We start from the raw sequence: 24,716 nt of genomic DNA, 5'->3' as shown, positions 1-24,716 counted from the left end.
AGGCGTCTTCTTCAACATCAGCCGTTCGCGTGCCGCGATGCCTGATGCCGGCCGCGCCGCCAGCAGCGAAGACCCGGACGTCGGTGACGTCCGGGTCAGCGTGGCCGACGTGCTGGCCGCGCAGGCGCGCCTGCGCCGCTACCTGCCGCCGACGCCGTTGCATCATGCCGAACGCTTCGGCGTGATGCTGAAACTGGAAAACCTGCAGCGCACCGGTTCCTACAAGGTGCGTGGCGCATTGAACGCCCTGCTGGCCGCGCGCGAGCGCGGCGACGGCCGCCCGGTCATCTGCGCTTCCGCCGGCAACCACGCGCAGGGCGTGGCCTGGGCCGCCTACCGGCTGGGCGTACAGGCCATCACGGTGATGCCGCATGGTGCGCCGGAAACCAAGATCGCCGGTGTCGCCCACTGGGGCGCGACCGTGCGCCAGCACGGCGCCAGCTACGACGAAGCCTTTGCCTTCGCCCGCGAACTGGCCGAACAGAACGGCTACCGCTTCCTGTCCGCGTTCGACGACCCGGACGTGATCGCCGGACAGGGCACGGTCGGCATAGAGATCGCACCGCACACGCCGGACGTGGTCATTGTCCCGATCGGCGGCGGCGGTCTGGCCTCGGGCGTCGCCCTGGCGCTGAAGTCCCAGGGCATCCGCGTGATCGGCGCGCAGGTGGAAGGCGTGGACTCGATGGCGCGTGCCATCCGCGGCGACACCGCCGCGCGCGATCCGGCCGCTTCGCTGGCCGACGGCGTACGGGTCAAGATTCCCGGTTTCATCACCCGTCGCCTGTGCGCGAACCTGCTGGACGACGTGGTCATCGTGCGCGAGGCCGAACTGCGCGAAACCCTGGTCCGGCTGGCACTGGAGGAACACGTCATCGCCGAAGGCGCCGGCGCGCTGGCGCTGGCCGCCGGCCGGCGCGTGGCCGGCAAGCGCAAATGCGCGGTGGTGTCCGGCGGGAACATCGATGCCACGGTCCTGGCCCGGCTGCTCTCCGAGGTACGTCCGCGCCCGCCGCGCAAACCGCGCCGGCGCAACCGTGAAGGCGACCCTTCGCTTGCCGGCACCCCGCCGCGCAATCCGACCATACCCCGTTCCATCGCAGTGCCGCCCGTATCCCGTTCGCGCCGCACTGCCGCCGTCGCAGAGGAATCCAGCTGGTGAACACGAACACTTCCGAATCCAATCCGTCCGACCACGTCCGCATCTTCGATACCACCCTGCGCGACGGCGAGCAATCGCCCGGCTGCAGCATGACCCCGCAGCAGAAGCTGGTGATGGCGCGCGGACTGGCCGATCTGGGCGTGGACATCATCGAAACCGGCTTCCCCGCCAGCTCGCAATCGGATCGCGAGGCGCACGCGCTGATCGCGCGCGAACTGCGCGACACCACCCTGGCGGTGCTGTCGCGCTGCCTGCCCGCCGACATCGAAACCTCGCTGCGCACGGTCACCGCCGCCGCCCGGCCGCGCCTGCACCTGTTCCTGTCGACCAGCCCGCTGCACCGCGAGCACAAGCTGCGCATGAGCCGCGAGCAGGTCCTGGAGTCGGTCCACAAGCACGTCAGCATGGCGCGCGCGCATATCGACGACGTCGAGTTCTCCGCCGAGGACGCCACCCGCACCGAGGAGGATTTCCTCCACGAGGTAGTCGCCGCCGCGATCGCCGCCGGCGCCCGCACCATCAATCTGCCCGATACGGTCGGCTTCACCACCCCGGAGGAAATCCGCGGCATGTTCCAGCGCGTGATCGCGCAGGTGCCCGGCGCGGACAAGGTGGTGTTCAGCACCCACTGCCACAACGACCTGGGCCTGGCCGTGGCCAACTCGCTGGCCGCCATCGAGGGCGGCGCGCGCCAGGTGGAGGGTTCCATCAATGGCATCGGCGAGCGTGCCGGCAACTGCGCCATCGAGGAAATCGTGATGGCGCTGAAGGTCCGCAATGCTTTCTACAACCTGGACACCGGCGTGGACACCCGCCGCATCGTGCCGACCTCGCAGTTGCTGTCGCGACTGGTCGGCATGCCGGTCCAGCGCAACAAGGCGATCGTCGGCGCCAACGCCTTCGCCCACGAGTCCGGCATCCACCAGCACGGCATGCTGCGCCATCGCGGCACCTACGAAATCATGCAACCGCAGGATGTGGGCTGGCCGTCCTCGCAGATGGTGCTGGGCCGCCACAGCGGCCGCGCCGCGGTCGAACAGCGCCTGCGCGCATTGGGCTACTGGCTGGACGAGGACGAGCTGAAGCTGGTGTTCGAACAGTTCAAGGCGCTGTGCGAAAAGCAGCGCGTCGTCGGCGACGCCGACCTGCAGGCGCTCATGCAGGACGCCGCGGTCAGCGATGGCTATCGCCTGGCCTCGATGACCATCAGCGATGTCGGCAGCCGCGCCAACGCCCTGGTCGAGCTGTCGGATCCGGACGGCAACCGCGTCGCCGAGACCGCACAGGGCAATGGTCCGGTGGACGCCCTGTTCGGCGCGCTGTCGGCCGCCACCGGCGTGCAGCTGCAACTGGAGAGCTACCAGGTGCACAGCGTCGGCATCGGCGCCGACGCGCGCGGCGAGGCCAGCCTGTCGGTGCGCTGCGAAGGCGAGGAATACGAAGGCACCGGCACCAGCAAGGACATCATCGAGGCCTCCGCGCTGGCGTGGCTGGACGTGGCCAACCGCCTGCTGCGCCATCGCCGCGTTGCCAACCAGGAAGTGGCGGCCGCATAAGGCCGATCGCGACATGAATTCACCCGACACTCAGACCATGACCACCCCACCACCCCGCACCCTGTTCGACAAACTCTGGGACGCGCACGTCGTCAGCCCCGAAAGCGACGCCGCGCCCGCCGTGCTGTACATCGATCTGCACCTGATCCACGAAGTCACCTCGCCACAGGCCTTCACCGAGCTGAAATCGCGCGGCCTGAAGCCGCGCCGCCCGGATCGCACCAAGGCGACCATGGATCACTCCACCCCCACCCTGCCCGCCGGCGCGGACGGCAGGCTGCCCTACTACACGGCCGCCGCCGAAACCCAGGTCCAGACGCTGGCGCGCAACTGCGCCGAGCATGGCATCGAGCTGTTCGACATGGGTTCGGACCAGCGCGGCATCGTCCACGTCATCGCGCCGGAACTGGGTTTCACCCAGCCCGGCATGACCATCGTGTGCGGCGACAGCCACACCTCCACCCACGGCGCGTTCGGCGCGCTGGCGTTCGGCATCGGCACCAGCGAAGTCGGCCACGTGCTGGCCACCCAGTGCCTGCTGCAGCGCAAGCCGAAGTCCATGGCGATTACAGTGGAAGGCGAACTGGCGCCGGGTGTCGGCGCCAAGGACGTCATCCTGCACATCATCGGCGTGATCGGCGTCAACGGCGGCACCGGCCATGTCATCGAGTATCGCGGTTCCACCATCCGCGCGATGGACATGGAGCAGCGCATGACCCTGTGCAACATGTCGATCGAAGCCGGCGCGCGGGCCGGCATGGTCGCACCGGACGAGGTTACCTTCGCCTGGCTGGCGCAGGCGCCGCGCGCGCCCAAGGGCGCCGACTTCGAGCAGTCGAAACGTGACTGGGCGTCGCTGCGCAGCGACGAGGGCGCGCGCCATGACGTGGAGGTGCGCATCGACGCCGCCGACATCCGCCCGACCCTGACCTGGGGCACGCACCCCGGCACCGCGATCGCGATCGATGCGCCGATTCCCGCCGCCAACGACGCCGCCGCGCGCAAGGCGCTGGACTACATGGCGTTCGAGGCCGGCCATGCGCTGGCGGGTACGCCGGTGGACGTGGTGTTCGTCGGCTCCTGCACCAACGGCCGCCTGAGCGACATGCGCGAGGTCGCCTCGGTGCTGCGCGGTCGCAGTATCGACCCGCGCGTGCGCATGCTGGTGGTGCCGGGCTCGGAGCAGGTCAAGCGCCAGGCCGAGGCCGAGGGCATCGACGCCATCGTGCGCGCCGCCGGCGCTGAATGGCGCGAACCGGGCTGCTCGATGTGCATCGCCATGAACGGTGATCTGGTCGCGCCCGGCCAGTTGGCGGTCAGCACCAGCAACCGCAATTTCGAAGGCCGCCAGGGCCCCGGCTCGCGCACCCTGCTGGCCTCGCCGCTGACCGCGGCATGGGCGGCGGTGAACGGAAGGGTCAGCGATCCCCGCGAACTGTTCGCTGCGCGCAAGGAGGTGGCCTGATGAGCGGTTTCCGTGAACTGCGTTCGCAGAGCGTCGTGCTGCGCCAGACCAACATCGACACCGACCAGATCATCCCGGCCCGGTTCCTGTCCACCACCGAACGCGCCGGCCTGGGCCGCAATGCGTTCAACGACTGGCGCTGGCAGGCCGACGGCACGCCCAATCCGGAATTCCCGTTCAACCAGCCGGAAAACGCCGGCCGCGCCGTACTGCTGGCCGGCCGGAACTTCGGCTGCGGCTCCTCGCGCGAACACGCGCCGTGGGCGCTGACCGACCTGGGCCTGCGCGCGATCGTCAGCAGCGAGATTGCTGACATCTTCCGCAACAACAGCCTGAAGAACGGCCTGTTGCCGGTGGTGCTGGCCGAGGACGACGTGCAGGCGCTGATGGAACGCCCCGATGACGAACTGGTCATCGACGTGGCCGCGCGCGAACTGCGCACGCCCGACGGCCGCGTCTACCCCTTCCCGCTGGATGCCTTCGCCCAGACCTGCCTGCTCGAAGGCGTCGACGAAATGGGCTATCTGCTGGCCCGCCAGGCCGATATCGAACACTACGAGGAAACCCGCCATGCGCGCTGAAATCGCCGTCCTGCCCGGCGACGGCATCGGTCCGGAAGTCACCGCCGCCGCCGTCTCCGTCCTGCGTACCGTGGCCCGCCGCCACGGCCACGACTTCACTTTCACCGAACACGACATCGGCGGCATCGCCATCGATCGTCATGGCGATCCGCTGCCGGCCGCCACCCTGCGCGCCTGCCAGCAGGCCGACGCGGTGCTGCTGGGTGCGGTGGGCGGACCGAAATGGTCCGACCCGAACGCGAAGATCCGTCCCGAGCAGGGCCTGCTGGCACTGCGCAGGGGCCTGGGCCTGTTCGCCAACCTGCGACCGGTCCGCCCGCACCCGGCGGCGCTGAACGCCTCGCCGATCAAGCCGCACCTGCTGACCGGGGTGGACATCATGGTGGTGCGCGAACTGACCGGCGGCATCTACTTCGGCGACAAGACCCGCGACGAACGCGGCGCCAGCGATCTGTGCAGCTACAGCGTCACCGAAATCGAGCGGGTGGTGCGCAGCGCGTTCCGCCTGGCACGCCAGCGTCGCGGCTACCTGGTGTCGGTGGACAAGGCCAACGTGCTGGAGACCTCGCGCCTGTGGCGCGACGTCACCGCGCGCATCGGTCGCGAGGAATTCGCCGACGTGAAACTGGAGCACGTGCTGGTCGACGCGATGGCCATGCACCTGCTGTCGCGGCCACGCGAGTACGACGTGATCGTCACCGAAAACATGTTCGGCGACATCCTGACCGACGAAGCCTCGATGCTGGCCGGATCGCTGGGCCTGTTGCCCTCGGCCTCGCTGGGCGACGGCCGGGTCGGCCTGTATGAACCGATTCACGGCTCGGCACCGGACATCGCCGGCAAGGGCATCGCCAACCCGTACGCCGCCATCCTGAGCTGCGCGATGCTGCTGCGCCACTCACTGGGCCTGGACGAAGAGGCCGATTGCATCGAGCGCGCGGTCGATGGTGCCCTCAACGCGCAGGTGTTCACCAACGATCTGGCCGCAGGCGGTCGCGGCGTCTCCACCCAGGCTGCCGCCCAGGCGGTGATCGAACAGTTGAACGAGCACTGCTACGTCGCCGAACTCAGGGACTGAGTCTGCTCTCTCTGACAGGCGGGCTTCGGCCCGCCTTTTTTTTGCCCGTCTTGCCAGCCGTCCGCCAACTGCTTGTGGTTGAGACCTGATCCGGCCATAGTCCGCCTCGCCATGCAGAGGACGCGGACATGACGCCCGGCACGAAGCATCGATTGAGACTGGTGATCTCCGCCTCGCTGATCACGCTGTGGGGCGTCGGCTCGCTGGCGGGATGGCCGGTGCTGGAAGGCGTCCTTCCGCTGGCCCTGGTCTTCCTGCTCAACTCGTCCGCGGAAACGGCCGACCCCAACGACTCCGGGCTCATGGGCCTCATGCAACCGCGCCTGGTTCCGATCTTCGTCCTGCTGTTCTTCGGCGGGTTCTACCTGGTGGCGAAGCATGGATTCCCGAAGAGCGGGCTCGAAGATGTCTGGCGGGGCTGGTTCGTGATCCCGGTCTGGATGGCATTGCTGGCACAACTGGTTCTACAGTCCGATCCGGAACCGGCCGGCGAAGCACGGGCTCGCGACGAAACTTCTCCATCGGACGCCTGACTGGCATCCGTTCCCACCTGTCTCCCGCACGCCTCATCCACCTGTCCTTGCTCCTACAATGCCGGCATGAAGACCATCGGAATGCTGGGCGGCATGAGCTGGGAATCCACCGTGCCCTATTACCGCCTTATCAACCAGCGCGTGCAGGAACGCCTCGGCGGCCTGCATTCGGCGCGCATCCTGCTTTACAGCGTGGACTTCCACGACATCGAACAGCTCCAGCACGCCGGCGAGTGGGAGCACGCGGGGGCGTTGCTGGCCGATGCCGCACGGCGCCTGCAATCGGCCGGCGCCGATTTCCTCGTGATCTGCACCAACACGATGCACAAAGTCGCGCCGGTGATGGAAGCCGCGACCGGGCTGCCGCTGCTGCACATCGCCGATCCCACCGCGATCGCCGTCACGGCAGCGGGATTCAGGCGCGTCGGCCTGCTGGGCACGCGGTTCACCATGGAAGAGGATTTCTATCGCGAACGCCTGCAAGGCGATCATGGCCTGGACGTGCTTATCCCCGACGCCGGAGACCGCCTCGAGGTCCATCGCATCATCTACGAGGAACTCTGCCAGGGCATCGTCGACGAAGGATCACGCGGGATCTATCGCGGCGTCATCGATCGCCTGATCACCCGTGGCGCGGAAGCGGTGATCCTGGGTTGCACGGAAATCTCGCTGCTGGTGGGGCCAGGGGATTCACGGGTGCCACTGTTCGACACCACCACGCTGCATGCCCGTGCCGCGGCCGACCACGCGCTCGAAGGCTAGGGTCAGTGATGCGCAAGGTGCTCTTCATCTGCAGCCAGAACCGGCTGCGCAGCCCCACGGCGGAACAGGTCTTTGCGGATTGGCCCGGTGTGGAGGCCGCTTCCGCCGGCCTGAACAACGATGCGGAGAATCCACTTACACCCGAGCTTCTGAAGTGGGCCGACCTGGTGTTCGTCATGGAGCGTGCGCACCGCAACAAGCTGTCGTCACGCTTTCGCGCCCACCTGGGCCGGCAACGTATCGTCTGCCTCGACATCCCGGATGAGTACGACTACATGGATCCAATGCTGATCCGCCTGCTGCGCATGAAGGTCCCGCCCCACCTTCCATAAGGTGGGGCTTCGACTGGCCTCCGCGATGCGCGCTCCGGTCACGCCAGCGCGGGTTGGGCCGGGCCCGTCACGTGTCAGCCCGCGTTGCCTTCCTCCGGCTTCACCTTGAACCACGCCGCATACAGCGCCGGCAGGAACAGCAGGGTCAATAGGGTCGCCACGGTCAGGCCACCCATGATCGCCACCGCCATCGGCCCGAAGAACGCACTGCGCGACAGCGGGATCATCGCCAGCACCGCCGCCAGCGCGGTCAGCACGATGGGCCGGAACCGGCGCACGGTGGCATCGATGATCGCGTGCCAGCGATCGTGTCCGGCATCGATGTCCTGCTGGATCTGATCCACCAGGATCACCGAGTTGCGCATGATCATGCCCGCCAGGGCGATGGTGCCGAGCATGGCGACGAAACCGAACGGCACCCGGAAGATCAGCAGCGCGAGGGTCACGCCGATCAGTCCCAGCGGCGCGGTCAGCGCCACCAGTGCCATCCGCGGGAAGCTGCGTAGTTGCAGCATCAGCAAGGTCGCCACCACCAGCAGGAACAGCGGCATGCCGGCGTTGATCGAGTTCTGCCCGCGCGCGGAATCCTCGACGGTGCCGCCGGTTTCCAGCAGGTAGCCTTCCGGCAACGCCTTGCGGATGTCTTCCAGGGTCGGCTGGATCTGCCCCACCACGGTCGGCGGGGTCAGATCATCGGTATTGAGATCCGCACGCACGGTCACCGTCGGCAACCGATTGCGATGCCAGATGATGCCGTCCTCGAACGCGTATTCCAGGTTGGCGATCTGCGAAAGCGGCACGCTGCCGCCATTGCTGGTCGGCACCGCCAGGCTGCCCACGAGATCCATGCGCGCGCGTTCCTGCTCCGGACCACGCAGCAGGATCTCGATCAGCTCGTTGCCCTCGCGATAGGTGCTCACGTGCAGGCCCGACAGCGAACTGGTCAGGAAGTGCGATACCTGCGCGGTACTGACGCCGAGCGCGCGGGCGCGATCCTGGTCGATCACCAGGCGCACGATCTTGCTGGGTTCATCCCAGTCGAGGTTGACGTTGGCGACATTAGGATTCGCGCGCACCTTTTCGGCCACCTGGCGCGCGAGCGCCTGCACCCGGTCGATGTGCTCGCCCGACACGCGGAACTGGATCGGATAGCCCACCGGCGGTCCGTTCTCCAGCCGGGTCACCCGGAACTGCAATTGCGGGAACTTCGGCGCGACCTCCTCGATCAGCCACTTGCGGGTGGACTCGCGCGCCTCGGTGTCGTCGGCCAGTACCACGAACTGCGAGAAATTGGCCTGCGGCAATTGCTGGTCCAGCGGCAGGTAGAAACGCGGCGAGCCGGTGCCGATGTAGGCCACGTAGTTCTGGATGCCTTCGCGCCTGGCCAGCAGCTTCTCCAGCTGGCGCGCCTGCGCGTCGGTGGACTTGAGCGAGCTGCCTTCGGCCAGTTCGAGATCCACCATCAGTTCCGGGCGCACCGAGTCGGGGAAGAACTGCTGCGGAATGAAGCGGAACATGACGATCGACAGCACGAACGCCAGCACGGTCACGCCGATCACCAGCCAGCGATGGCGCAGGCAGGCATCCAGCAGCTTGCGGAACTTCTGGTAGAACGGCCGCTGGTAGGGATCGTGATCGTGGGCGTCATGCGGCGCGGGTTCCAGCCAGCCGGCCAGTGCCGGATGGCGATCGGCCAGGCGCGCGCGCAGGCCATGCCAGCGCGCGGCCAGCGACCCCGGCTTCGGCGGCCGCGGCTGATCCAGGTCCGGCAGCATCTTGTCGCCAAGATAGGGAATGAACAGCACCGCCGCGATCCACGACACCACCAGGGCGATCGTCACCACCTGGAACAGCGAGCGTGTGTATTCGCCGGTGCTCGACGCGGCGGTGGCAATCGGCAGGAAGCCGGCGGCGGTGACCAGCGTACCCGTCAGCATCGGGAATGCGGTCGACTCGTAGGCGAAACTCGCGGCCTTCAAGCGGTCGTAACCCTGCTCCATCTTGATGGCCATCATCTCCACCGCGATGATCGCGTCGTCCACCAGCAGGCCCAGCGCCAGCACCAGCGCGCCCAGCGAGATCTTGTGCAGGCCGATGCCGAAGTAATGCATCACCGCGAAGGTCATCGCCAGCACCAGCGGAATCGAGACCGCCACCACCAGGCCGGTACGCAGGCCCAACGAGAAGAAGCTGACCACCAGCACGATGATCACCGCCTCGGTCAGCACCCGCACGAACTCGCCGACCGATTCCTCCACCGCATGCGGCTGGTCGGATACCTTGCGCAACTGCATGCCAACCGGGAGGGATTTCTGCAGGCGCTGGAATTCGTGCTCCAGGGTGTCGCCCAGCTTGAGGATGTCGCCACCGTCCTTCATCGCCACCGCGATGCCGATGGCGTCCTCGCCCATGAAGCGCATCTTCGGTGCGGACGGATCCGCGAAGCCGCGGCGCACCTCGGCGATGTCACCCAGCCGGACCGTGCGGCCGCCGGCATGGATCGGGAATTCGCGGATCTCCTCGACCGAGCTGAATTCCCCGCTGACCCGCAGTTGCACCCGGTCGCTTGGCGTCTCGAAGAAACCGGCCGAGGTCATCGCGTTCTGCTCATCCACCGCCTGTTGCACCGCCGTCAGCGGAATGCCCAGCGTCGCCAGCTTGGTGTTGGAGAGTTCAATCCAGACCTTCTCGTCCTGCAGTCCGACCAGTTCCACCTTGCCCACGTCGGATACGCGTTGCAGTTCCAACTGGATGCGGTCCGCGTAGTCCTTCATCACCGCATAGTCGAAGCCCGGTCCGGTCAGCGCATAGATATTGCCGAAGGTGTCACCGAACTCGTCGTTGAAGAACGGCCCCACCACGCCTTCGGGCAGGGTGTAGCGGACGTCGCCGACCTTCTTGCGGATCTGGTACCAGAGTTCGGGAATGTCCTTGGACTTGAGCGAATCCCGGGCCATGAAGATGACCTGCGACTCGCCGGCGCGCGAATACGAGCGGATGAACTCGTACTTGCCGGTGGTCATCAGCGCCTTCTCGATGCGCTCGGTGACCTGCTTGGACACTTCGTCGGCGGTCGCGCCGGGCCATACCGTGCGCACGACCATCGCCTTGAAGGTGAACGGCGGATCCTCGGATTGGCCCAGGTGCCGGTATGACCAGGTACCGATCAGCGCAAGCACGATCATCGCGAACAGCACCAGCGAGCGGTTGGTCAGCGCCCACTCGGAGACATTGAAGCGGCGCATGGTCAGCGACTCCCTTCAGCGGACGCGAGCCCCATCCTGATCGTCGCTTTCATCAGCGTGCTTCCTTGGCGGGCACCGCCAGCACGGGGCGGTTGTCCCGATCCACGGGCGTCACCGCCACGCCTTCGCGCAGCAGATGGCCGCCGCCGACCACGACCCAGTCGGTTGCGGCGACACCGGACAGCACGGGTACTTCAGTATCGCCGTAGGCGCCGAGCCGGACCGGACGCAGCGACACCTTGGCGGTCTTCGGGTCCACCACCCAGACCGCGGTGCCACCCTTGGCGCCACGCTGCACCGCCGACAGCGGCAGCTTCAGCGCCGCCTTGGCGCCGTGTTCCTGCACGTAGACGCGCGCGCTCTGGCCCAGTTCGACCGCGTTGACCGCTTCGCCAACCAAGCTGACCCGCGCGGCGTAAGTGCGGGTCTGCGGATCGGCCGCGGGTGCGATTTCGCGGATGGCGCCCGGCAACCGCTCGCCCGGCGCATTCCACAGTTCCACCAGCACCGGCTGGTCGACGCTGAACTCGCGGATGCGGTTTTCCGGCAGGCCGATGGCGACCTCGCGTCCGCCATCGGCAGCCAGCGTATAGATGGTCTGCCCGGCGGCGACCACCTGGCCCGCTTCGGCCTGGCGGCTGGCAATCACGCCGTCGCGCGGCGCGCGCAGCTGCGAATAGCCCGCCTGGTTGCGCATCACTTCCATCTGCGCGCGGGCGGCGCGGACCCGGCCGTCGGCGGCCTTCCAGGCCGCGACCTGCGCGTCGTAGGCGGAGCGGCTGACCACCGACTGCTCGACCAGCTTGGCGTAACGATCCCGGTCGCCGCGGGTGCGGGCCAGTTCGGCCTCGGCGGCGGCCAGTTCGGCGCGTGCGGCCTGCTCCTGCAGGCTGAAATCGCCCGGATCCAGCAGCGCCAGGATTTCTCCGCGCCGCACCCGCGCACCGGCATCGACGTTTCGACGGGTCAGATTGCCGCCGACCCGGAACGACAACGGGCTCTCCTCGCGGGCCCGCACCTCACCGGCATAAGCCGTCAGCGCCGCCTCGACCCCGCCGACAGGATGCACCACCATGGCCGGCCGCGGGGTTTCCGCGGTTTCATCGCTTCCTCCGCAGGCCGACAGCGCCAATCCGAGGAACAGACCCATTCCGATCCCGCGCAAGCCCTGCCTGTGCATGGCGACTCCGTTGTCATTCAGTAATTAATGGACTTGCCGGTATAGTATAAATATCGAACCGAGTAGTCTAGTATTGCCGAATGGCCAGCCCCGTTCCCCCCGCCAGCCGCCGTCCTGCCGCCAAGCCCGCCACCGGGCCCGGGCGTCCCAAGGATCTCGGCAAGCGCGCCGCCATCCTCGACGCCGCCAAGCGGCTGTTCGCCCGCGAGGGCTTCGGAGGAACCTCGATGGATCAGATCGCCGCCGAGGCCGGCGTCTCCAAGCTGACCGTATACAGCCATTTCGGTGACAAGGAAGCCTTGTTCACCGAGGCCGTGCGGGCCAAATGCGAGGAAATGCTGCCCGACGACCTGTTCCAGATCGAACTCAAGGGACCGCTACGCGACCAGTTGCGGGTCATCGCCCAGGCGTTTTTCGCCCTGATCAGCAGCGACGAGGCCATCAGCACCCACCGGATGATGCTGGTCCCCGGCAACATCGACGACAACCTGAAGCAGGTGTTCTGGCAGGCCGGGCCACAGCGCACCCACGACGCCTTCGCCGCCCTGCTGCAGGCGCGCGTGGATGCGGGCGAGCTGGAGATCCCCGACGTGCCCCGGGCCGCCGAGCAGTTCTTCACCCTGATCAAGGGCGATCTCCATGGACGCATGATGTGCGGCTTGTGCGAGCGGCCCGGCCGGGGCGACGTGGACAGCCACCTGGATGCCAGCGTGGACCTGTTCCTGCGGGCCTACGGAAAGCGCTAGGCTCATGCCGCCGAGGATGCCCGACGGAGGTCGCGGTGACTTCCGGCACTGCGCCCTGCGGGGGCCAGCCGCGATCCTTCCCGAGCGCGACCGGGGCCGTCCCGGTAAAATGCTCGACCCAGTCCCACGCGCCGGATGATTTCCCCCATGACGATCGATTACTCCCTCGCCCGCGAAAACATGGTCGAACAGCAGGTACGTCCCTGGGACGTGCTGGAAGTCCGCGTGCTGGACGTGCTGGCCACGCTGCCGCGCGAGGCGTTCGTACCGGAGATTCACCGCGCGCTGGCGTACGCGGATCTGGAGATTCCGCTGGGCCACGGCCAGAAGATGATGAAGCCGGTGCTCGAGGGTCGTGCCCTGCAGGCCCTCAACATCCAGTCCGATGAGGAAGTGCTGGAGATCGGCACCGGCAGCGGCTATATGGCGGCCTGCCTGGGCGCGCTGGCGCGCGACGTGGTGAGCCTGGAAATCCAGCCCGAGCTGGCCGCCGCCGCGCGCGAGCGCCTGGATCGCACCGGCCTGGGCAACAACGTACGCATCGAAACCGCGGATGCGCTGCACTACACGACCGAGCGCCGCTTCGATGCGATCTGCGTGACCGCGGCGGTGGACAGCATCCCGGCGCGTTTCCTGGAATGGCTGCGCCCCGGCGGCCGCCTGTTCGTCGTGCGCGGACAGTCGCCGGTGATGGAAGCGGTCCTGCACCACGCCGATGTCAACGGCGGCCGCATCGAATCGTTGTTCGAGACTGATCTCGCCTACCTTGTCGGCGCCGCCCCGGCGCCGAAGTTCGTCTTCTAAAGGATCAATAAGGAAACCGCATGAGCCGTCGCCCCCTCGTACTCGCGCTCGCCCTTGCCCTGCCCGTCGGCGCCAGCGCCACCGACCTGCTCCAGACCTTCGATCTGGCGCGGACCGGTGATACCCAGCTGTCCATCGCCGAGTCCAACACGCTGAGCACCAAGGAAGGCAAAGTGCAGGCGCGAGCCGCGCTGCTGCCGCAGCTCAGTGGCTCGGTGGGCTATGAGCGTTCGCACAGCAGCCGACCCGGCAATTTCCAGCAGGATGAATTCGGCAACGTCGTCGCGGTCGGCGACACCAAGGGCCGCACCTACGGTGCGACGCTGAGCCAGTCGATCTTCGACTGGAGCCGCATCGCCAACCTGCGTGCCGAGCGCGCCAACAGCACCGCGGCCGACTACAACCTCAATTCGTCGAACCAGGAGCTGATCACCCGCACGTCGGCGGCCTACTTCGACGTGCTGATCGCGATCGAGTCGCTGGCCGCGGCCCAGACCAACGAAGCCGCCGCCAAGAAGCAGTTCGACTACACCCAGAAGCGCCTCGAAGTCGGCCTGGCGCCGATCACCGACGTGCATGAAGCCCGTGCGCAGTACGACAGCGCCCGCGCCAGCACCATCCTGAGCCGCAACACCCTGGACGACACCTACCGCGCCCTGACCGAACTGACCGGCCAGCCGATCAGCAACCTGCAGGGCCTGCCGGACGATTTCCGTCCCGAACTGCCGGCCGACCAATCGGCGCAGGGCTGGGTGGATCGCGCGGTCGAGCAGAATCCGGCGCTGAAAGCCGCCGAGTTCCAGAAGCAGGCCGCCGACTTCGGCGTGTCCAGTGCGCGCGCCGGCCACTACCCGACTCTCAGCTTCCAGGGCAGCTACAGCAACGGTGCCAATTGGGACTCCGTGCACGGCCCCGGCAGCCCGGGCATTTCGAGCGATTCCGAAGGCCACCGGTGGGGTATCACCCTGAACGTGCCGCTGTTCGCCGGTGGCGCCACCCAGTCGCGCGTGCGCCAGGCCCTGGCCCAGCGCGATATCGCCGACGACACCGTCGAGCAGACCAAGCGCGCCCTGGTCCGCAACACCAGCAACGTCTACCAGGCGCTGGTCGCGGGCGTGAGCGAAGTCGAGGCCCGTCGCCTGGCGGTGGTCTCGGCGCAGAGCGCCTATGACGCTTCCGAGGTTGGCCTGGAAGTCGGTACCCGCACCGTGCTGGACGTGCTGCAGAACCAACGCACGCTGTTCCAGGCGCAGGTCGAGTACGCCCGCTCCAAGTACCAGTACCTGCAGAACCGGCTGTTGCTGGAGCAGGCCGCCGGCACGTTGGAGCGCGCCGATGTCGAGGACGTGAACCGCCTGCTGACGGTCAACGCCGAGGCGCGTCTGGCGCCGGCGGCCACCAGCGCGAACTGATCGGATCAGGCAGTGGACAACAGAAACGGCGGGCTTCGGCCCGCCGTTTTTTTATGCGTTCAATCCAGAATCCCGCCGCGCGTCCACAGGCTCCTTCAGGAGATGACACCCCGCGCGCGCAGCTCGTCTATTTCCCGGGTGGAGAGTCCCCACTCGCGCAGGACTTCTTCGCTGTGCTGTCCCAGCAGCGGCGGCGCGCTTCGATAGCGCACCGGCGTGGCCGACAGTCTCAGCGGGCTGGCCACCAACGGCAGCGCATCCCGCGCGGGATGGTCCACGCTCACCCGCAGACCACGGGCACGCACCTGCGGGTCCGCGAACACTTCGTCGATGTCGTTGACCGGGCTGCAGGGAATGCCGCCGGCTTCCAGCACGGCCAGCCAATCCTCGCGGCTGCGCATGCGCATCGCGTCCGTGATCAACGGAACCAGCGCGTCGCGGTTGCGCACGCGATCGGCGTTGCGGACGAAACGCGGATCACCGGCCCATTCCGGATGTCCGGCGATGGCGCAGAAGCGCGCGAACTGCGCATCGTTGCCGACCGCGAGAATGACGTGGCCATCGGCGGCCTCGAACGCCTGGTATGGCACGATGCTCGGATGGCCGTTGCCCATCCTGTGCGGCACGACGCCGCCTACCAGATACTGGCTGCCGAGATTGGCCAGCATCGCCACCTGCGCATCGAGCAGCGCCATGTCGATGACCTGTCCTTCTCCAGTCATATCGCGATGCCGCAACGCCGCCAGGATGGCGACCGTGGCGTACATACCGGTGAACAGGTCGGCGACGGCGACGCCCACCTTCTGCGGCCCCGCACCGGGCAAACCGTCGCGTTCGCCGGTCACGCTCATCAGTCCGCCCAATCCCTGCACGGCGAAGTCGTAACCGGGGCGGCGCGCATAGGGCCCGGTCTGTCCGTAACCGGTGATCGAGCAATAGATCAGGCGCGGGTCATCGGCGCGCAGGCGGGCGGCATCCAGTCCGTAGCGCGCCATGTCGCCGACCTTGAAATTCTCCACCACCACGTCGCAACCCCGCGCCAGCCGGCGGATCAGCGCCTGCCCGTCGGCGGTCGCGATATCCACCGCCAGCGAGCGCTTGTTGCGGTTGGCGCACAGGTAGTACGCCGATTCACCGGTCTCCTGGCCGTCGCGATCGCGCAGGAACGGCGGCCCCCAGCCACGGGTGTCGTCACCGCTGCCGGGTCGCTCGATCTTGATCACGTCGGCGCCCAGGTCCGCCAGCGTCTGCGTGCACCACGGTCCCGCCAGCACGCGCGACAGATCCAGCACCCGCACGCCGGACAGCGCCTGCGGAGGAATGACGGGCATGCTCATCGGCGCAATCAGTCCACCGAGGGCGGCAGATCCGGCTGGATCATCGCCAGTGTGCGCGCCAGCGCGCCACGTCCGTGCTCGACCAGCGCGCGTCCGTTGTCGGCCATGCGCTGGCATTCGACCGGATCCTCGAGTAGCCGCTGCACGCCGGCCGCCACCGCCTGCGCGTCCTGGCCGACGATCAGCGCATCGGCTTCCCTCAGCCGCTTGGCGATCTCGACGAAGTTGTGCAGATGCGGACCGGTCACCGCCGGGGTACCCACCGCGGCCGGCTCCAGCAGGTTGTGGCCGCCGATCGGCTGCAGGCTGCCGCCGACGAAAGCCACGTCCGCGCAGGCGTAGAACGAGGCCAGTTCGCCCAGCGTATCGATGACGAACACGTCGGTATCCGCGGCCGGCCAACGCTTCCCGCGACGGGAGGCCGTGCGCAGATGCGCGGCTTCGGCCGCTTCCTGCACGCGCGGGAAGCGCTCGGGATGGCGTGGCGCCCACAACAACAGCAGATCCGGCCAGCGCGCGCGCAGATGGCGATGGATCGCCAGCACCGCCGATTCCTCGTCCTCGTGGGTGCTGGCCGCGATCCAGACCGGACGGCGGCCGGCGTTCTCGCGGAAGCCCGCCACGAACGCGTCCAGTCCCTCGGGAACACGCACATCGAACTTGAGGTTGCCGATATCGCGCACCTGTTCCGGATCCGCGCCGAGCACCACGAACCGGCGCGCATCCGCATCGGACTGCGCGGCGATCCGGCGCAGGGTGCGCAGGGTGCGCGCGATCAATGGCCGCAGCACGCTGTAGCCGCGCAGCGAACGCGCCGACAGGCGACCGTTGAGGATGTAGGTCGGTATGTGGCGGTCCTGGCAACCGAACAGCAGGTTGGGCCAGAGCTCGGTTTCCATCACCAGGCCGATCGCCGGGCGGTAATGGTCCAGGAAGCGTCCGACCGCGCCGGGCAGGTCGTAGGGCGCATAGACGTGCTCGACACTGTCGCCCCACAGCGCGGCGACCCGTTCCGAGCCGGTCGGGGTGATGGTGGTGACCACCCAGCGCAGGTCCGGACGCGCGCGGCGCAGGGCTTCCACCACCGGCGCGGCGGCGTTGACTTCGCCCACCGAGACCGCGTGCAGCCAGATGTCCGCCGGCTCCGGCTTGCGCTCGTAGCTGCCGAAACGCTCGTTCCAGCGCTGGAAATACTCGGCGAAGCGGAAACCGCGCCAGATCAGGTGGTACACGGTGACGGGCGTCAACAGGTACAGCGCGCCCGAGTACAGGCCACGCAACAAACGCTCGGTGAAGTCCTTCCGCATCGGGAAAGGATAGGTAAGACGCTAGAATTAAGCCATGGCCGCCCCGCAGATGCCCGTCCGTCCCCCGTTCTCCCCTCGCCTGTGGCTGAAGTGGCTTGGCCTGGGTGTCATGGTCGCCGGTGCGCGGTTGCCCTGGCCGGTGCAGCGCGCGCTGGGCGCGTGCATCGGCTGGCTGGCGCCGTACCTGGCGCCTTCGCGCCGGCGCGCGGCGGAGGTCAATCTCGCGCTGTGCTTTCCCGATGTGGACGCGGCGGAGCGGCAGGCACTGCTGAAGGACAGCTTCCAGGCGCTGGGCGTCGGCCTGTTCGAGTTCGCGCGCGCCTGGTGGGGCTCGATCACGCCGATGCGGCGCGACGTGGTCGTCGAAGGACTGGAACACCTGCAGGCGCTGCGTGCGCAGGGACGCGGCGTGCTGATGGTGTCCGGGCACTTCATGACCCTGGAGATGTGCGGCCGGCTGATCTGCGACCACATCGAGCTGGCCGGGATGTACCGGCGCCATCGCAATCCGGTGTTCGAATGGGCGGTCAAGCGCGGTCGCCTGCGCTATGCGACCCACATGTTCACCAACGACGAGATCCGCGGCGCGGTCCGCCATCTCAAGCAGGGCGGTTTCCTCTGGTATGCGCCGGACCAGGACATGCGCGGCAAGGACACGGTGTTCGCGCCGTTCTTCGGCGTGCCGGCCGCCACCATCACCGCCACCCACCAGCTCGCGCGCCTGACCGGATGCGCGGTGGTGCCGTTCTTCCATCGCCGCGAAGGCGGCCGCTACATCCTGCGGGTGGCGCCGCCGCTGGAGGATTTCCCGTCGCAGGACGCGGTGGCCGACAGCGCGCGCGTCAACGCGCAGATCGAAGCGATGGTGCGGGAAGCGCCGGCGCAGTACCTGTGGATCCACCGCCGCTTCAAGCGCCAGCCCGAGGGTCGCAGCAAGCGTTACGACCCATAGTCCGCGCACTCCGGATGAGAGGCGCTTCGGCTCAGGTCGCCGTGGCCGCCGACCGGATCAGGCCACCGACGGGGATTCCGGCGCGGCCTCGCGGGCCAGCAGGCTGCCGGTGTAGAGCGCGGCCAGCATCAGGGTCAGCCCGCCCCAGAACGTCGAATAGAACGCCAGGTGGGTATTGAACGGGAACACCGTCACCGCCAGCGCCAGCATCGCCGGGCGCGCGCGTTCCTTGGCCTGCGGGGTCGCATAGCGCCAGGCGCGCCAGGCCAGCGCGGCGCCGGCCAGCCACAGCAGCAGGCCGATGGCGCCGGTTTCGCTCAGTACTTCCAGCACCAGTTGGTGGGCATGCAGCGCGGGGCCGTGGCCCCAGGCCGGGCGGCCGCCGTGCAAGGGATCGCAGTCGGGGAACGCCTTGCGGAATCCGCGCACGCCGACGCCGTTGATCGGTTGCTCCTTGACCATGCACCATGCCGCGCCCCAGATCTGGGTACGTCCGGACAGCGCCATGTCGACGCCGTCCTCATCGGCGGCCAGGGCCTGGCTGGTGCGATCCAGGCGTTCGCGCAGCTGCGGCGAGGACACGCCGAGCGCCACCAGTGCCAACGCGCCGAAGGCGAACACCGCCAGCAGTCGCTTCCAGCCCAACAGCGGCAGGCCGGAGAACACCAGCACCAGCGCATAGGTGATCCAGGCGGCGCGCGCGCCGGCGAGGATGATCACCACGCCCACCGCCGCGGCCGCGGCGACCCATCCGAAGGTTCCCAGCTTCCGGCCCGCGGCGAACAGCACGAACGGGGACAGGCTGGCCAGCACCACGCCCAGCTTGAGATTGCAGGGGCCCAGGAAGCCACTGAGGCGATCCAGCACCGCCACATCCTCGGCCGTGCACATGGAATGGCCGCTGGTCAGCTGCTTGAGCTGGTCCAGGCTCCAGAACAATGGACTGGTGCCCGACACCGCCTGCAGCAACGCATCGCAGGTCCATAGCGCCACGATGACGGCAAGGCCGCCGAACGTGGTTCGCCGGCCGCGTTCGTTGGCCACCGCGGCGGCGACCAGCCACAGGAAAGGCAGGTAGCGCAGATCCACCACCGCCTCGCGCAGCGCGCGTGCGGAGTCGACCGCCTCGACGGCTGAAATCAGCTCGGGCAGCCAGTAGGCCAGGAACATCACGCTGGTCAGCGCCCACGCCGGATTGCTGAGCAGGCTGGCACTGCCGCGGAAGCGCGCCAGCAGCAAGCGGACGATGGCCGCCAGTGCGCCGAGCACCATCACGCCCTCGGCGAATCCGGGCATCGGCCATAACGCGACGAACGTCAGCACCCACGCCGGCGCCCAGCGCCAGCCGTGTGGCGCGTGCTGCGCGTTCTCAGTGATCGGCGGGCTGACGGTCATGGGCGAGTTCAAGATAGGTGGCGAGCGTGGCGTCCTGCATCGCACGCAGGGTGTAGGCCCGCATCGTAGCCGCTGAAGGCGGCGGATGCGAAGCCAGCAGGGATTGCGTGGTCCGCAGCAGCGCGGCTTCGTCGAACGGCGGCACCGCGCCCTGCGGTTGCAGTTCCGCCAGCAGTTCGCCGACGCCGCCATGGGCCCAGCCCGCCACCGGACGTCCCACCGACAGCGCTTCGATGACGGTGCGGCCGAACGCCTCGGGCTTGCGCGACAGTTGCAGCACCAGATCCGACGCGGCATAGGCATCGGCGATGCGCGCGGTCGGTGGCGTGATCACCAGCGCGTCGCCGAAGCCGCCCTGCTCCGCCTGCCATTCAAGTTCTTCGATGTACTGCTCGCGACCGGCTTCGCGCGCGCCGGGCATCCACAATCGCGCGTCCCGTCCCTGCGCACGCAGCTGGCCGAGCAGCGAGACCGCATCGCCATGTCCCTTCAGCCGCGTCCCGCGACCGGGCAGCAGCAGCAGCGGGCCCTCGCCCGCCAGGCCCGGGTATTCGCTGGCAAATTCGGCGCGCATCGCCCGATCAGGCCACGCCCGATGTGGGAAGCGCGTCGGATCGATGCCACGCGGGATCACCCGCAGCTTGCCGGGATCGGTGCGCGGATAATGCGCCAGCACGTAGTCGCGGACAGTTTCCGATACGCAGATCACCCGCTCGCCACGGGTCATGATCGCGCTGTAGCGGCCCGGCGAGTTGAGGCCATGCACGGTGGTGACGAAGCGCGGACGCCGCGCGGCGGGCAATGCGCCCAGCGCCTTCCACCCCAGCCACGCCGGCAGGCGCGAACGCGCATGCACCAGATCCGGGCGCTCGCGCAGGAACAGATCGCGCAGGCTGCGGACGTGTCGCAGGGTCAGCAACGACTTGCGGCCGATGTCGAGAGTGACGTGTTCGGCGCCGGATTGTTCCAGCGCGGGCACCAGCCGGCCGCCGGCGGAGACGACGATGGCGCGATGGCCGCTCTGGACCAGTGCCTCGACGATCTCCAGGGTCGATCGCTCCACGCCGCCGGACTCCAGCGCCGGCAGCAGTTGCACCACGGTCAGGCGGGGCATCGCGGCCCGGCCGGAATCAGTCGGCGAGGACGAAGTGCGAGCCGCAGTACGGGCACTGGACTTCGCCGCCCGGGGCATCCTCGATCGGCAGGTACACGCGCGGATGCGAGTTCCACAGCGCCATCGACGGCAGCGGGCAGCTCAACGGCAGGTCGGCGCGATGCACGGTGTAGCGCTTCTCGGCGTTGGCGGGCGCGGTGGCGGTCTGGCTCATGGCGGCGATGCGATTCGGGGGAACCGGGGAAGTTTACCACCGGTGGGGAAACCGGGCCCGTGCGCGCGCCGCGGACAAGGCCGGCGAAAAAAAGAAACGCCGCCCGGCGGAAACCGGACGGCGCGGGTGGGCCGGTCGGGGGAGGGAGGGGCACCGGCCCCGGGGAGACTTACTCCTTCGGCACCATCGCTTCGGTGGTGATGCGCAGTTTCACTTCATCGCTGACCGCCGGCGCGTACTTGCCCACGCCGAATTCGGTGCGGCTGACGGTGGTGGTGGCGTCGAAGCCGATCGCCGCGCGCTTGGCCATGGCGTGCTCGCCGGCCTTGTTCAGGGTCACGTCCAGCACCACCGGCTTGGTGATGTCCTTGATGGTCAGGTTGCCGGTGACCTTGAGCTTGCCTTCACCGGCGGCTTCCACCTTGGTGCTCTTGAAGGTGGCGGCCGGGAACTTGGCGGCATCGAAGAAATCGGCGCTGCGCAGGTGCTCGTCGAAATCGGCGACGAAGCTGTTCAGGCCCGACAGCGGCAGGGTCACCTCGACCTTGGACGCGGACACGTTCTCGGCGTCATAAACGATGGTGCCGTCGGCCTTGCCGAAGTGCGCGCTCGGGTTGGAGAAGCCGAAGTGGCTCCACTGGGCGATCACGTCGGTGTGGTTGGGATCGATCTTGTAGGTGACCGGGGCGGCGAACGCGGAACCGGCGAACGCGAACAGGGCGGCAATCAACAGGGTCTTGCGCATGGTGGAATCTCCGGGGGTGGTGGTCAGTCGAATACGTCAGGCTTCGTCAAGGCAGGGTCGAGGCGGGCGACATGACCGACGGCCGGCGGAAGACCCGGGAAAAAGGTTCATCCGAAAGGAGGCGGGATCGGGCACGTCGGATTCGCCCGACCGCGCGAATCACAACCCGGCCAGTGTAGAGTGTCCCGACTTTGGCGATCATCCGGCTGCTCCGGAACGGATTGTTTTGACAGGTGGAACAAACAGACCGCCCCGCCCTGCTTTCCGACCGCCTCTGGACCCTCACTGACGGCCATGCGGGCAACGTCCGCCAGGCGTCGGCCCTGGCCGACGCGTTGGAGGCGGCACCGCGCGAGGCACTGGTCCTGCGACCGAGCGCGCCCTGGCGCTGGTGGGCGCCTCGGCGGCTGCCCGGGGACACGGGGGCGTTCGGGTCCGCGTTCCGGACCGCGCTGGCCGCCCCGCCGCGACTGGCCATCGGCTGCGGCCGGCAGGCCGCGCTCGCCACCCGCTTGCTACGCTCGGTGGGCAGCCAGGTCGTGCAGATCCTGGATCCCCGGCTGGATCCCTCGCTGTGGAACTGGGTCGTCGCGCCGGCGCATGACGGCCTGTCTGGCGCCAACGTTCTCACCGTGCAGGGCAGCCTGAATCCCATCGACGACGCCTGGCTGGCGCGGGCGCGCAACGGATTCGCCACGTTCGCGGATCTGCCCGGACCACGCACCGCCGTATTGCTGGGCGGTCGAAGCGCGCATGCCCGCTTCGACCGCAATGCCTTCGAAGTGCTGGCCGGCCGGCTGGAGGCGATGCTCGCCCGCGACGGCGGCAGCCTGCTGATCACCGCTTCGCGGCGGACCGACGCGCAGGTCCGCGACGCGCTGCGCCACCGCTTCGTCGAGACGCCTGGACTGACCTGGATCGACGACGCCGACGGCGCCAATCCCTATCCGGGACTGCTCGCCTGGGCCGACCGCATCGTGTGCTCGCCGGATTCGGTCAACATGATCTCCGAAGCCTGCGCCACCCGCGTGCCGGTATTCGTGTTCGATCCGCCGCGCGTGAGCGGACGGCCGCGCCGGTTCCTCGACGCGCTGCTGGCCAGCGGCCGGATCCGCGCCATGGACGGGAAGCTGGCGCCGTTTGCGGTCGAGCCGTTGCGCGAAACCGCGCGCGTGGCCGGCCTGCTGCGGGAACGGCTGGGCGGTTCCGTCGGCTGACGGGAAACGGCCCGCATCAAGGAAACAGCGCGATCACGGCGGTGGCGGATAAAGTGGGCCTTCCTCCCCCGCGCGGTGTTTCCATGAACGATGCCGACAAGCAGGCCCTGATCCAACGTTACATCACTGCCTACAACGCCTTCGATATCGATGGCATGGTCGCATTGCTGTCCGACGACGTGCGCTTCGAGAACCATGCCGGCGGCGCGCTCACCACGGCCACCGACGGGCGCGACGCCTTCCGCGCGCTCGCCGAGCAATCGCGGTGGTTGTTCTCCGTCCGCGAGCAGCGGGTGACATCATGGCGTTTCGATCCCGAGCGGACGATCGTGGAGATCGACTATCGCGGCACCCTCGCCCAGGACATTCCCGACGGCCCGTCCGCGGGCACAGAACTGGCGTTGCAGGGACGGTCGGAGTTCGGCTTCGCCGGTGACCGAATCAATCATCTGGTCGATTTCAGTTGAGTGCCTCCACCGATGGCCAGGATTGCCATCGACGGCCGCTTTAAACGCCCTGCCCGCCCGACGCATCCAACCGGTTCCTGTTTTCCAGCGGCGAGGGTGACGGCATGCGCTACGTACACGTCTTGGGCGCCCTGCTGCTGGGCCTGATGATCCTGGCCCTGCCGGGGCTGGGGCGGAGCGACGGCGGGGACGACGCAGTCGAATCGGCCGATGTCGAGCGCTTCTGGACCGCCTATGACCGCATCGTCGCCACACCGGACGACGCGGACCGGCGCCGGATCCTGCAGCGGGATTTCCTCGATCCCGGCAGCGCGGGCCTGAAGGCATTCATGCAGGCCAAGGGCTATGACGCGGATTGCTATCTGGATGCGATCCGGCGCTATCCGAAGTTCTGGAACTCGGTGCGCGCCGGATCGCTGGCGCTGGCGGCGCGCGGCGGCGAGTTCGCGCCTGGCATCGCCCGCTTCCGCGAGTTGTATCCGGCATTGCGACCGGCCCGGATCTATTTCGCCATCGGCTGCCTGCGCTCCAGCGGCACCACGCTCGGTGACAAGGTGCTGATCGGCGCGGAAATCGCCGGCGGTGATTCGCGGACCGATGTCTCCGAACTGCCGGAGCGCATGTCCAGGGCGCTGGGCGTCTATTTCCGCAGCGAGCCGGGCACGCAGCTGGTGCTGCTGAACGTGCACGAGTACGTGCACACCCAACAGAAGGGGCCCGGCGCCAACCTGCTGGCGCAGGCGATGTACGAAGGCGCGGCGGACTTCGTCGCGGAGCGCATTACCGGGCAGGTCCCTGCGCAACCGTACATGCGCTACGGACCGCGCAACGAAGCTGCGCTCAAGCGTGATTTCAGGGCGCAGATGCGCGAAACGGACTGGAGCGGCTGGCTCTACAACGGCCCGGACAATGCCTACGGCACGGGCGATCTGGGTTATTACATCGGTTACGCGATCATGCGCGACTACTACCAGCGCGCGTCCGACAAGTCACGCGCGCTGGCCGAGATCATCGAGCTCAACTATCGCGACGGTGCGAAGGTGGAGGCATTCCTGAAGCGTTCGGGGTTTTATGCGGGGGAGTGAGTTGTTTTTGTAGGAGCGACGTCAGTC

23 protein-coding genes are annotated in these 24,716 nt (G+C 68.1%); 15 read left to right on the top strand and 8 right to left on the bottom strand.

The window, feature by feature from the left end; translation table 11 throughout:
- The first annotated feature begins 37 nt into the window (after positions 1-37).
- The 8 genes from FG323_RS14780 to FG323_RS14745 all read left to right on the top strand — a co-directional run bounded on the left by FG323_RS14780 (position 38) and on the right by FG323_RS14745 (position 7,469).
- The gene (locus FG323_RS14780) at positions 38-1,162 is read left to right on the top strand and encodes a threonine dehydratase (protein WP_141455473.1); all 1,125 of its coding nucleotides are present in this window, start codon (positions 38-40) and stop codon (positions 1,160-1,162) included.
- Complete coding sequence (locus FG323_RS14775; RefSeq protein WP_141455472.1) at positions 1,159-2,718, top strand: 2-isopropylmalate synthase; 1,560 nt, start codon at positions 1,159-1,161, stop codon at positions 2,716-2,718. Before FG323_RS14780 ends, FG323_RS14775 begins: the two co-directional genes overlap by 4 nt.
- Before the next feature lie 13 nt (positions 2,719-2,731).
- Positions 2,732-4,183 carry a 3-isopropylmalate dehydratase large subunit gene (leuC, locus tag FG323_RS14770; protein ID WP_249888789.1) on the top strand — a complete coding sequence of 484 codons (1,452 nt, stop codon included), beginning with the start codon at positions 2,732-2,734 and terminating at the stop codon, positions 4,181-4,183.
- Positions 4,183-4,764 carry a 3-isopropylmalate dehydratase small subunit gene (gene leuD / locus FG323_RS14765; protein WP_141455471.1) on the top strand — a complete coding sequence of 194 codons (582 nt, stop codon included), beginning with the start codon at positions 4,183-4,185 and terminating at the stop codon, positions 4,762-4,764. The genes leuC and leuD overlap by 1 nt, the downstream gene beginning before the upstream one ends.
- A complete protein-coding gene (gene leuB, locus FG323_RS14760) occupies positions 4,754-5,842 on the top strand; it encodes a 3-isopropylmalate dehydrogenase (RefSeq protein ID WP_141455470.1) in 1,089 nt (362 codons plus the stop codon). Before leuD ends, leuB begins: the two co-directional genes overlap by 11 nt.
- A gap of 128 nt (positions 5,843-5,970) precedes the next feature.
- The gene (locus FG323_RS14755) at positions 5,971-6,375 is read left to right on the top strand and encodes a hypothetical protein (protein WP_141455469.1); all 405 of its coding nucleotides are present in this window, start codon (positions 5,971-5,973) and stop codon (positions 6,373-6,375) included.
- Positions 6,376-6,441: 66 nt separating this feature from the next.
- Positions 6,442-7,137: an aspartate/glutamate racemase family protein gene (locus FG323_RS14750; RefSeq protein WP_141455468.1), complete on the top strand. Its 696-nt coding sequence runs from the start codon at positions 6,442-6,444 to the stop codon at positions 7,135-7,137.
- Positions 7,138-7,142: 5 nt separating this feature from the next.
- The gene (locus tag FG323_RS14745) at positions 7,143-7,469 is read left to right on the top strand and encodes a low molecular weight protein tyrosine phosphatase family protein (protein ID WP_141455467.1); all 327 of its coding nucleotides are present in this window, start codon (positions 7,143-7,145) and stop codon (positions 7,467-7,469) included.
- A gap of 74 nt (positions 7,470-7,543) precedes the next feature.
- Here the strand turns inward: FG323_RS14745 and FG323_RS14740 are convergent, their stop codons facing one another.
- Positions 7,544-10,714 (bottom strand): efflux RND transporter permease subunit, encoded by a 3,171-nt coding sequence (locus tag FG323_RS14740; RefSeq protein ID WP_141455466.1) that lies wholly within the window; start codon positions 10,712-10,714, stop codon positions 7,544-7,546.
- 52 nt (positions 10,715-10,766) lie between these two features.
- Positions 10,767-11,864 carry an efflux RND transporter periplasmic adaptor subunit gene (locus FG323_RS14735; RefSeq protein ID WP_255470198.1) on the bottom strand — a complete coding sequence of 366 codons (1,098 nt, stop codon included), beginning with the start codon at positions 11,862-11,864 and terminating at the stop codon, positions 10,767-10,769.
- 110 nt (positions 11,865-11,974) lie between these two features.
- On the opposite strand from FG323_RS14735, the gene FG323_RS14730 reads away from it, so the two are divergent.
- The 3 genes from FG323_RS14730 (at position 11,975) to FG323_RS14720 (ending at position 14,856) form a co-directional block, all read left to right on the top strand.
- Positions 11,975-12,640: a TetR/AcrR family transcriptional regulator gene (locus FG323_RS14730; RefSeq protein ID WP_141455464.1), complete on the top strand. Its 666-nt coding sequence runs from the start codon at positions 11,975-11,977 to the stop codon at positions 12,638-12,640.
- Between the two features lie 147 nt (positions 12,641-12,787).
- Positions 12,788-13,444, top strand: a complete 657-nt coding sequence (locus tag FG323_RS14725) for a protein-L-isoaspartate O-methyltransferase (RefSeq protein ID WP_141455463.1) — start codon at positions 12,788-12,790, stop codon at positions 13,442-13,444.
- Between the two features lie 20 nt (positions 13,445-13,464).
- Positions 13,465-14,856: a TolC family outer membrane protein gene (locus tag FG323_RS14720; protein ID WP_141455462.1), complete on the top strand. Its 1,392-nt coding sequence runs from the start codon at positions 13,465-13,467 to the stop codon at positions 14,854-14,856.
- A gap of 95 nt (positions 14,857-14,951) precedes the next feature.
- On the opposite strand, the gene FG323_RS14715 is transcribed toward FG323_RS14720, so the two are convergent.
- Both FG323_RS14715 and waaA read right to left on the bottom strand, forming a co-directional pair.
- The gene (locus FG323_RS14715) at positions 14,952-16,193 is read right to left on the bottom strand and encodes a CaiB/BaiF CoA-transferase family protein (protein ID WP_220094182.1); all 1,242 of its coding nucleotides are present in this window, start codon (positions 16,191-16,193) and stop codon (positions 14,952-14,954) included.
- Positions 16,194-16,201: 8 nt separating this feature from the next.
- Positions 16,202-17,500, bottom strand: a complete 1,299-nt coding sequence (gene waaA, locus FG323_RS14710; protein ID WP_141455461.1) for a lipid IV(A) 3-deoxy-D-manno-octulosonic acid transferase — start codon at positions 17,498-17,500, stop codon at positions 16,202-16,204.
- 34 nt (positions 17,501-17,534) lie between these two features.
- Between waaA and FG323_RS14705 the strand changes: the two genes are divergently transcribed.
- Positions 17,535-18,452: an LpxL/LpxP family Kdo(2)-lipid IV(A) lauroyl/palmitoleoyl acyltransferase gene (locus FG323_RS14705; protein ID WP_141455460.1), complete on the top strand. Its 918-nt coding sequence runs from the start codon at positions 17,535-17,537 to the stop codon at positions 18,450-18,452.
- A 57-nt stretch (positions 18,453-18,509) separates the two neighbouring features.
- Here FG323_RS14705 and FG323_RS14700 read toward each other — a convergent pair whose 3' ends face one another.
- From FG323_RS14700 to FG323_RS14685, 4 genes are all read right to left on the bottom strand, one after another.
- Positions 18,510-19,847, bottom strand: coding sequence for an O-antigen ligase (locus tag FG323_RS14700; RefSeq protein WP_141455459.1), 1,338 nt, complete (start codon positions 19,845-19,847; stop codon positions 18,510-18,512).
- Positions 19,822-20,961 (bottom strand): glycosyltransferase family 4 protein, encoded by a 1,140-nt coding sequence (locus FG323_RS14695; protein WP_141455458.1) that lies wholly within the window; start codon positions 20,959-20,961, stop codon positions 19,822-19,824. Before FG323_RS14695 ends, FG323_RS14700 begins: the two co-directional genes overlap by 26 nt.
- A 16-nt stretch (positions 20,962-20,977) precedes the next feature.
- Positions 20,978-21,175, bottom strand: coding sequence for a zinc-finger domain-containing protein (locus FG323_RS14690; RefSeq protein ID WP_141455457.1), 198 nt, complete (start codon positions 21,173-21,175; stop codon positions 20,978-20,980).
- 169 nt (positions 21,176-21,344) lie between these two features.
- Positions 21,345-21,920 carry a YceI family protein gene (locus FG323_RS14685; RefSeq protein ID WP_141455456.1) on the bottom strand — a complete coding sequence of 192 codons (576 nt, stop codon included), beginning with the start codon at positions 21,918-21,920 and terminating at the stop codon, positions 21,345-21,347.
- Between the two features lie 233 nt (positions 21,921-22,153).
- On the opposite strand from FG323_RS14685, the gene FG323_RS14680 reads away from it, so the two are divergent.
- The 3 genes from FG323_RS14680 to FG323_RS14670 all read left to right on the top strand — a co-directional run bounded on the left by FG323_RS14680 (position 22,154) and on the right by FG323_RS14670 (position 24,689).
- A complete protein-coding gene (locus FG323_RS14680) occupies positions 22,154-23,137 on the top strand; it encodes a mitochondrial fission ELM1 family protein (RefSeq protein WP_255470197.1) in 984 nt (327 codons plus the stop codon).
- Positions 23,138-23,220: 83 nt separating this feature from the next.
- A complete protein-coding gene (locus tag FG323_RS14675) occupies positions 23,221-23,604 on the top strand; it encodes a nuclear transport factor 2 family protein (protein ID WP_141455455.1) in 384 nt (127 codons plus the stop codon).
- Between the two features lie 104 nt (positions 23,605-23,708).
- A complete protein-coding gene (locus FG323_RS14670) occupies positions 23,709-24,689 on the top strand; it encodes a hypothetical protein (RefSeq protein WP_141455454.1) in 981 nt (326 codons plus the stop codon).
- The last annotated feature ends 27 nt before the right edge of the window (positions 24,690-24,716 follow it).

This window comes from Pseudoxanthomonas sp. z9, from assembly GCF_006542425.1.
Taxonomy (GTDB): domain Bacteria; phylum Pseudomonadota; class Gammaproteobacteria; order Xanthomonadales; family Xanthomonadaceae; genus Pseudoxanthomonas_A.
Note: the sequence above shows the minus strand (reverse complement) of the source record. Positions and strands in the feature narration are given on the sequence as shown.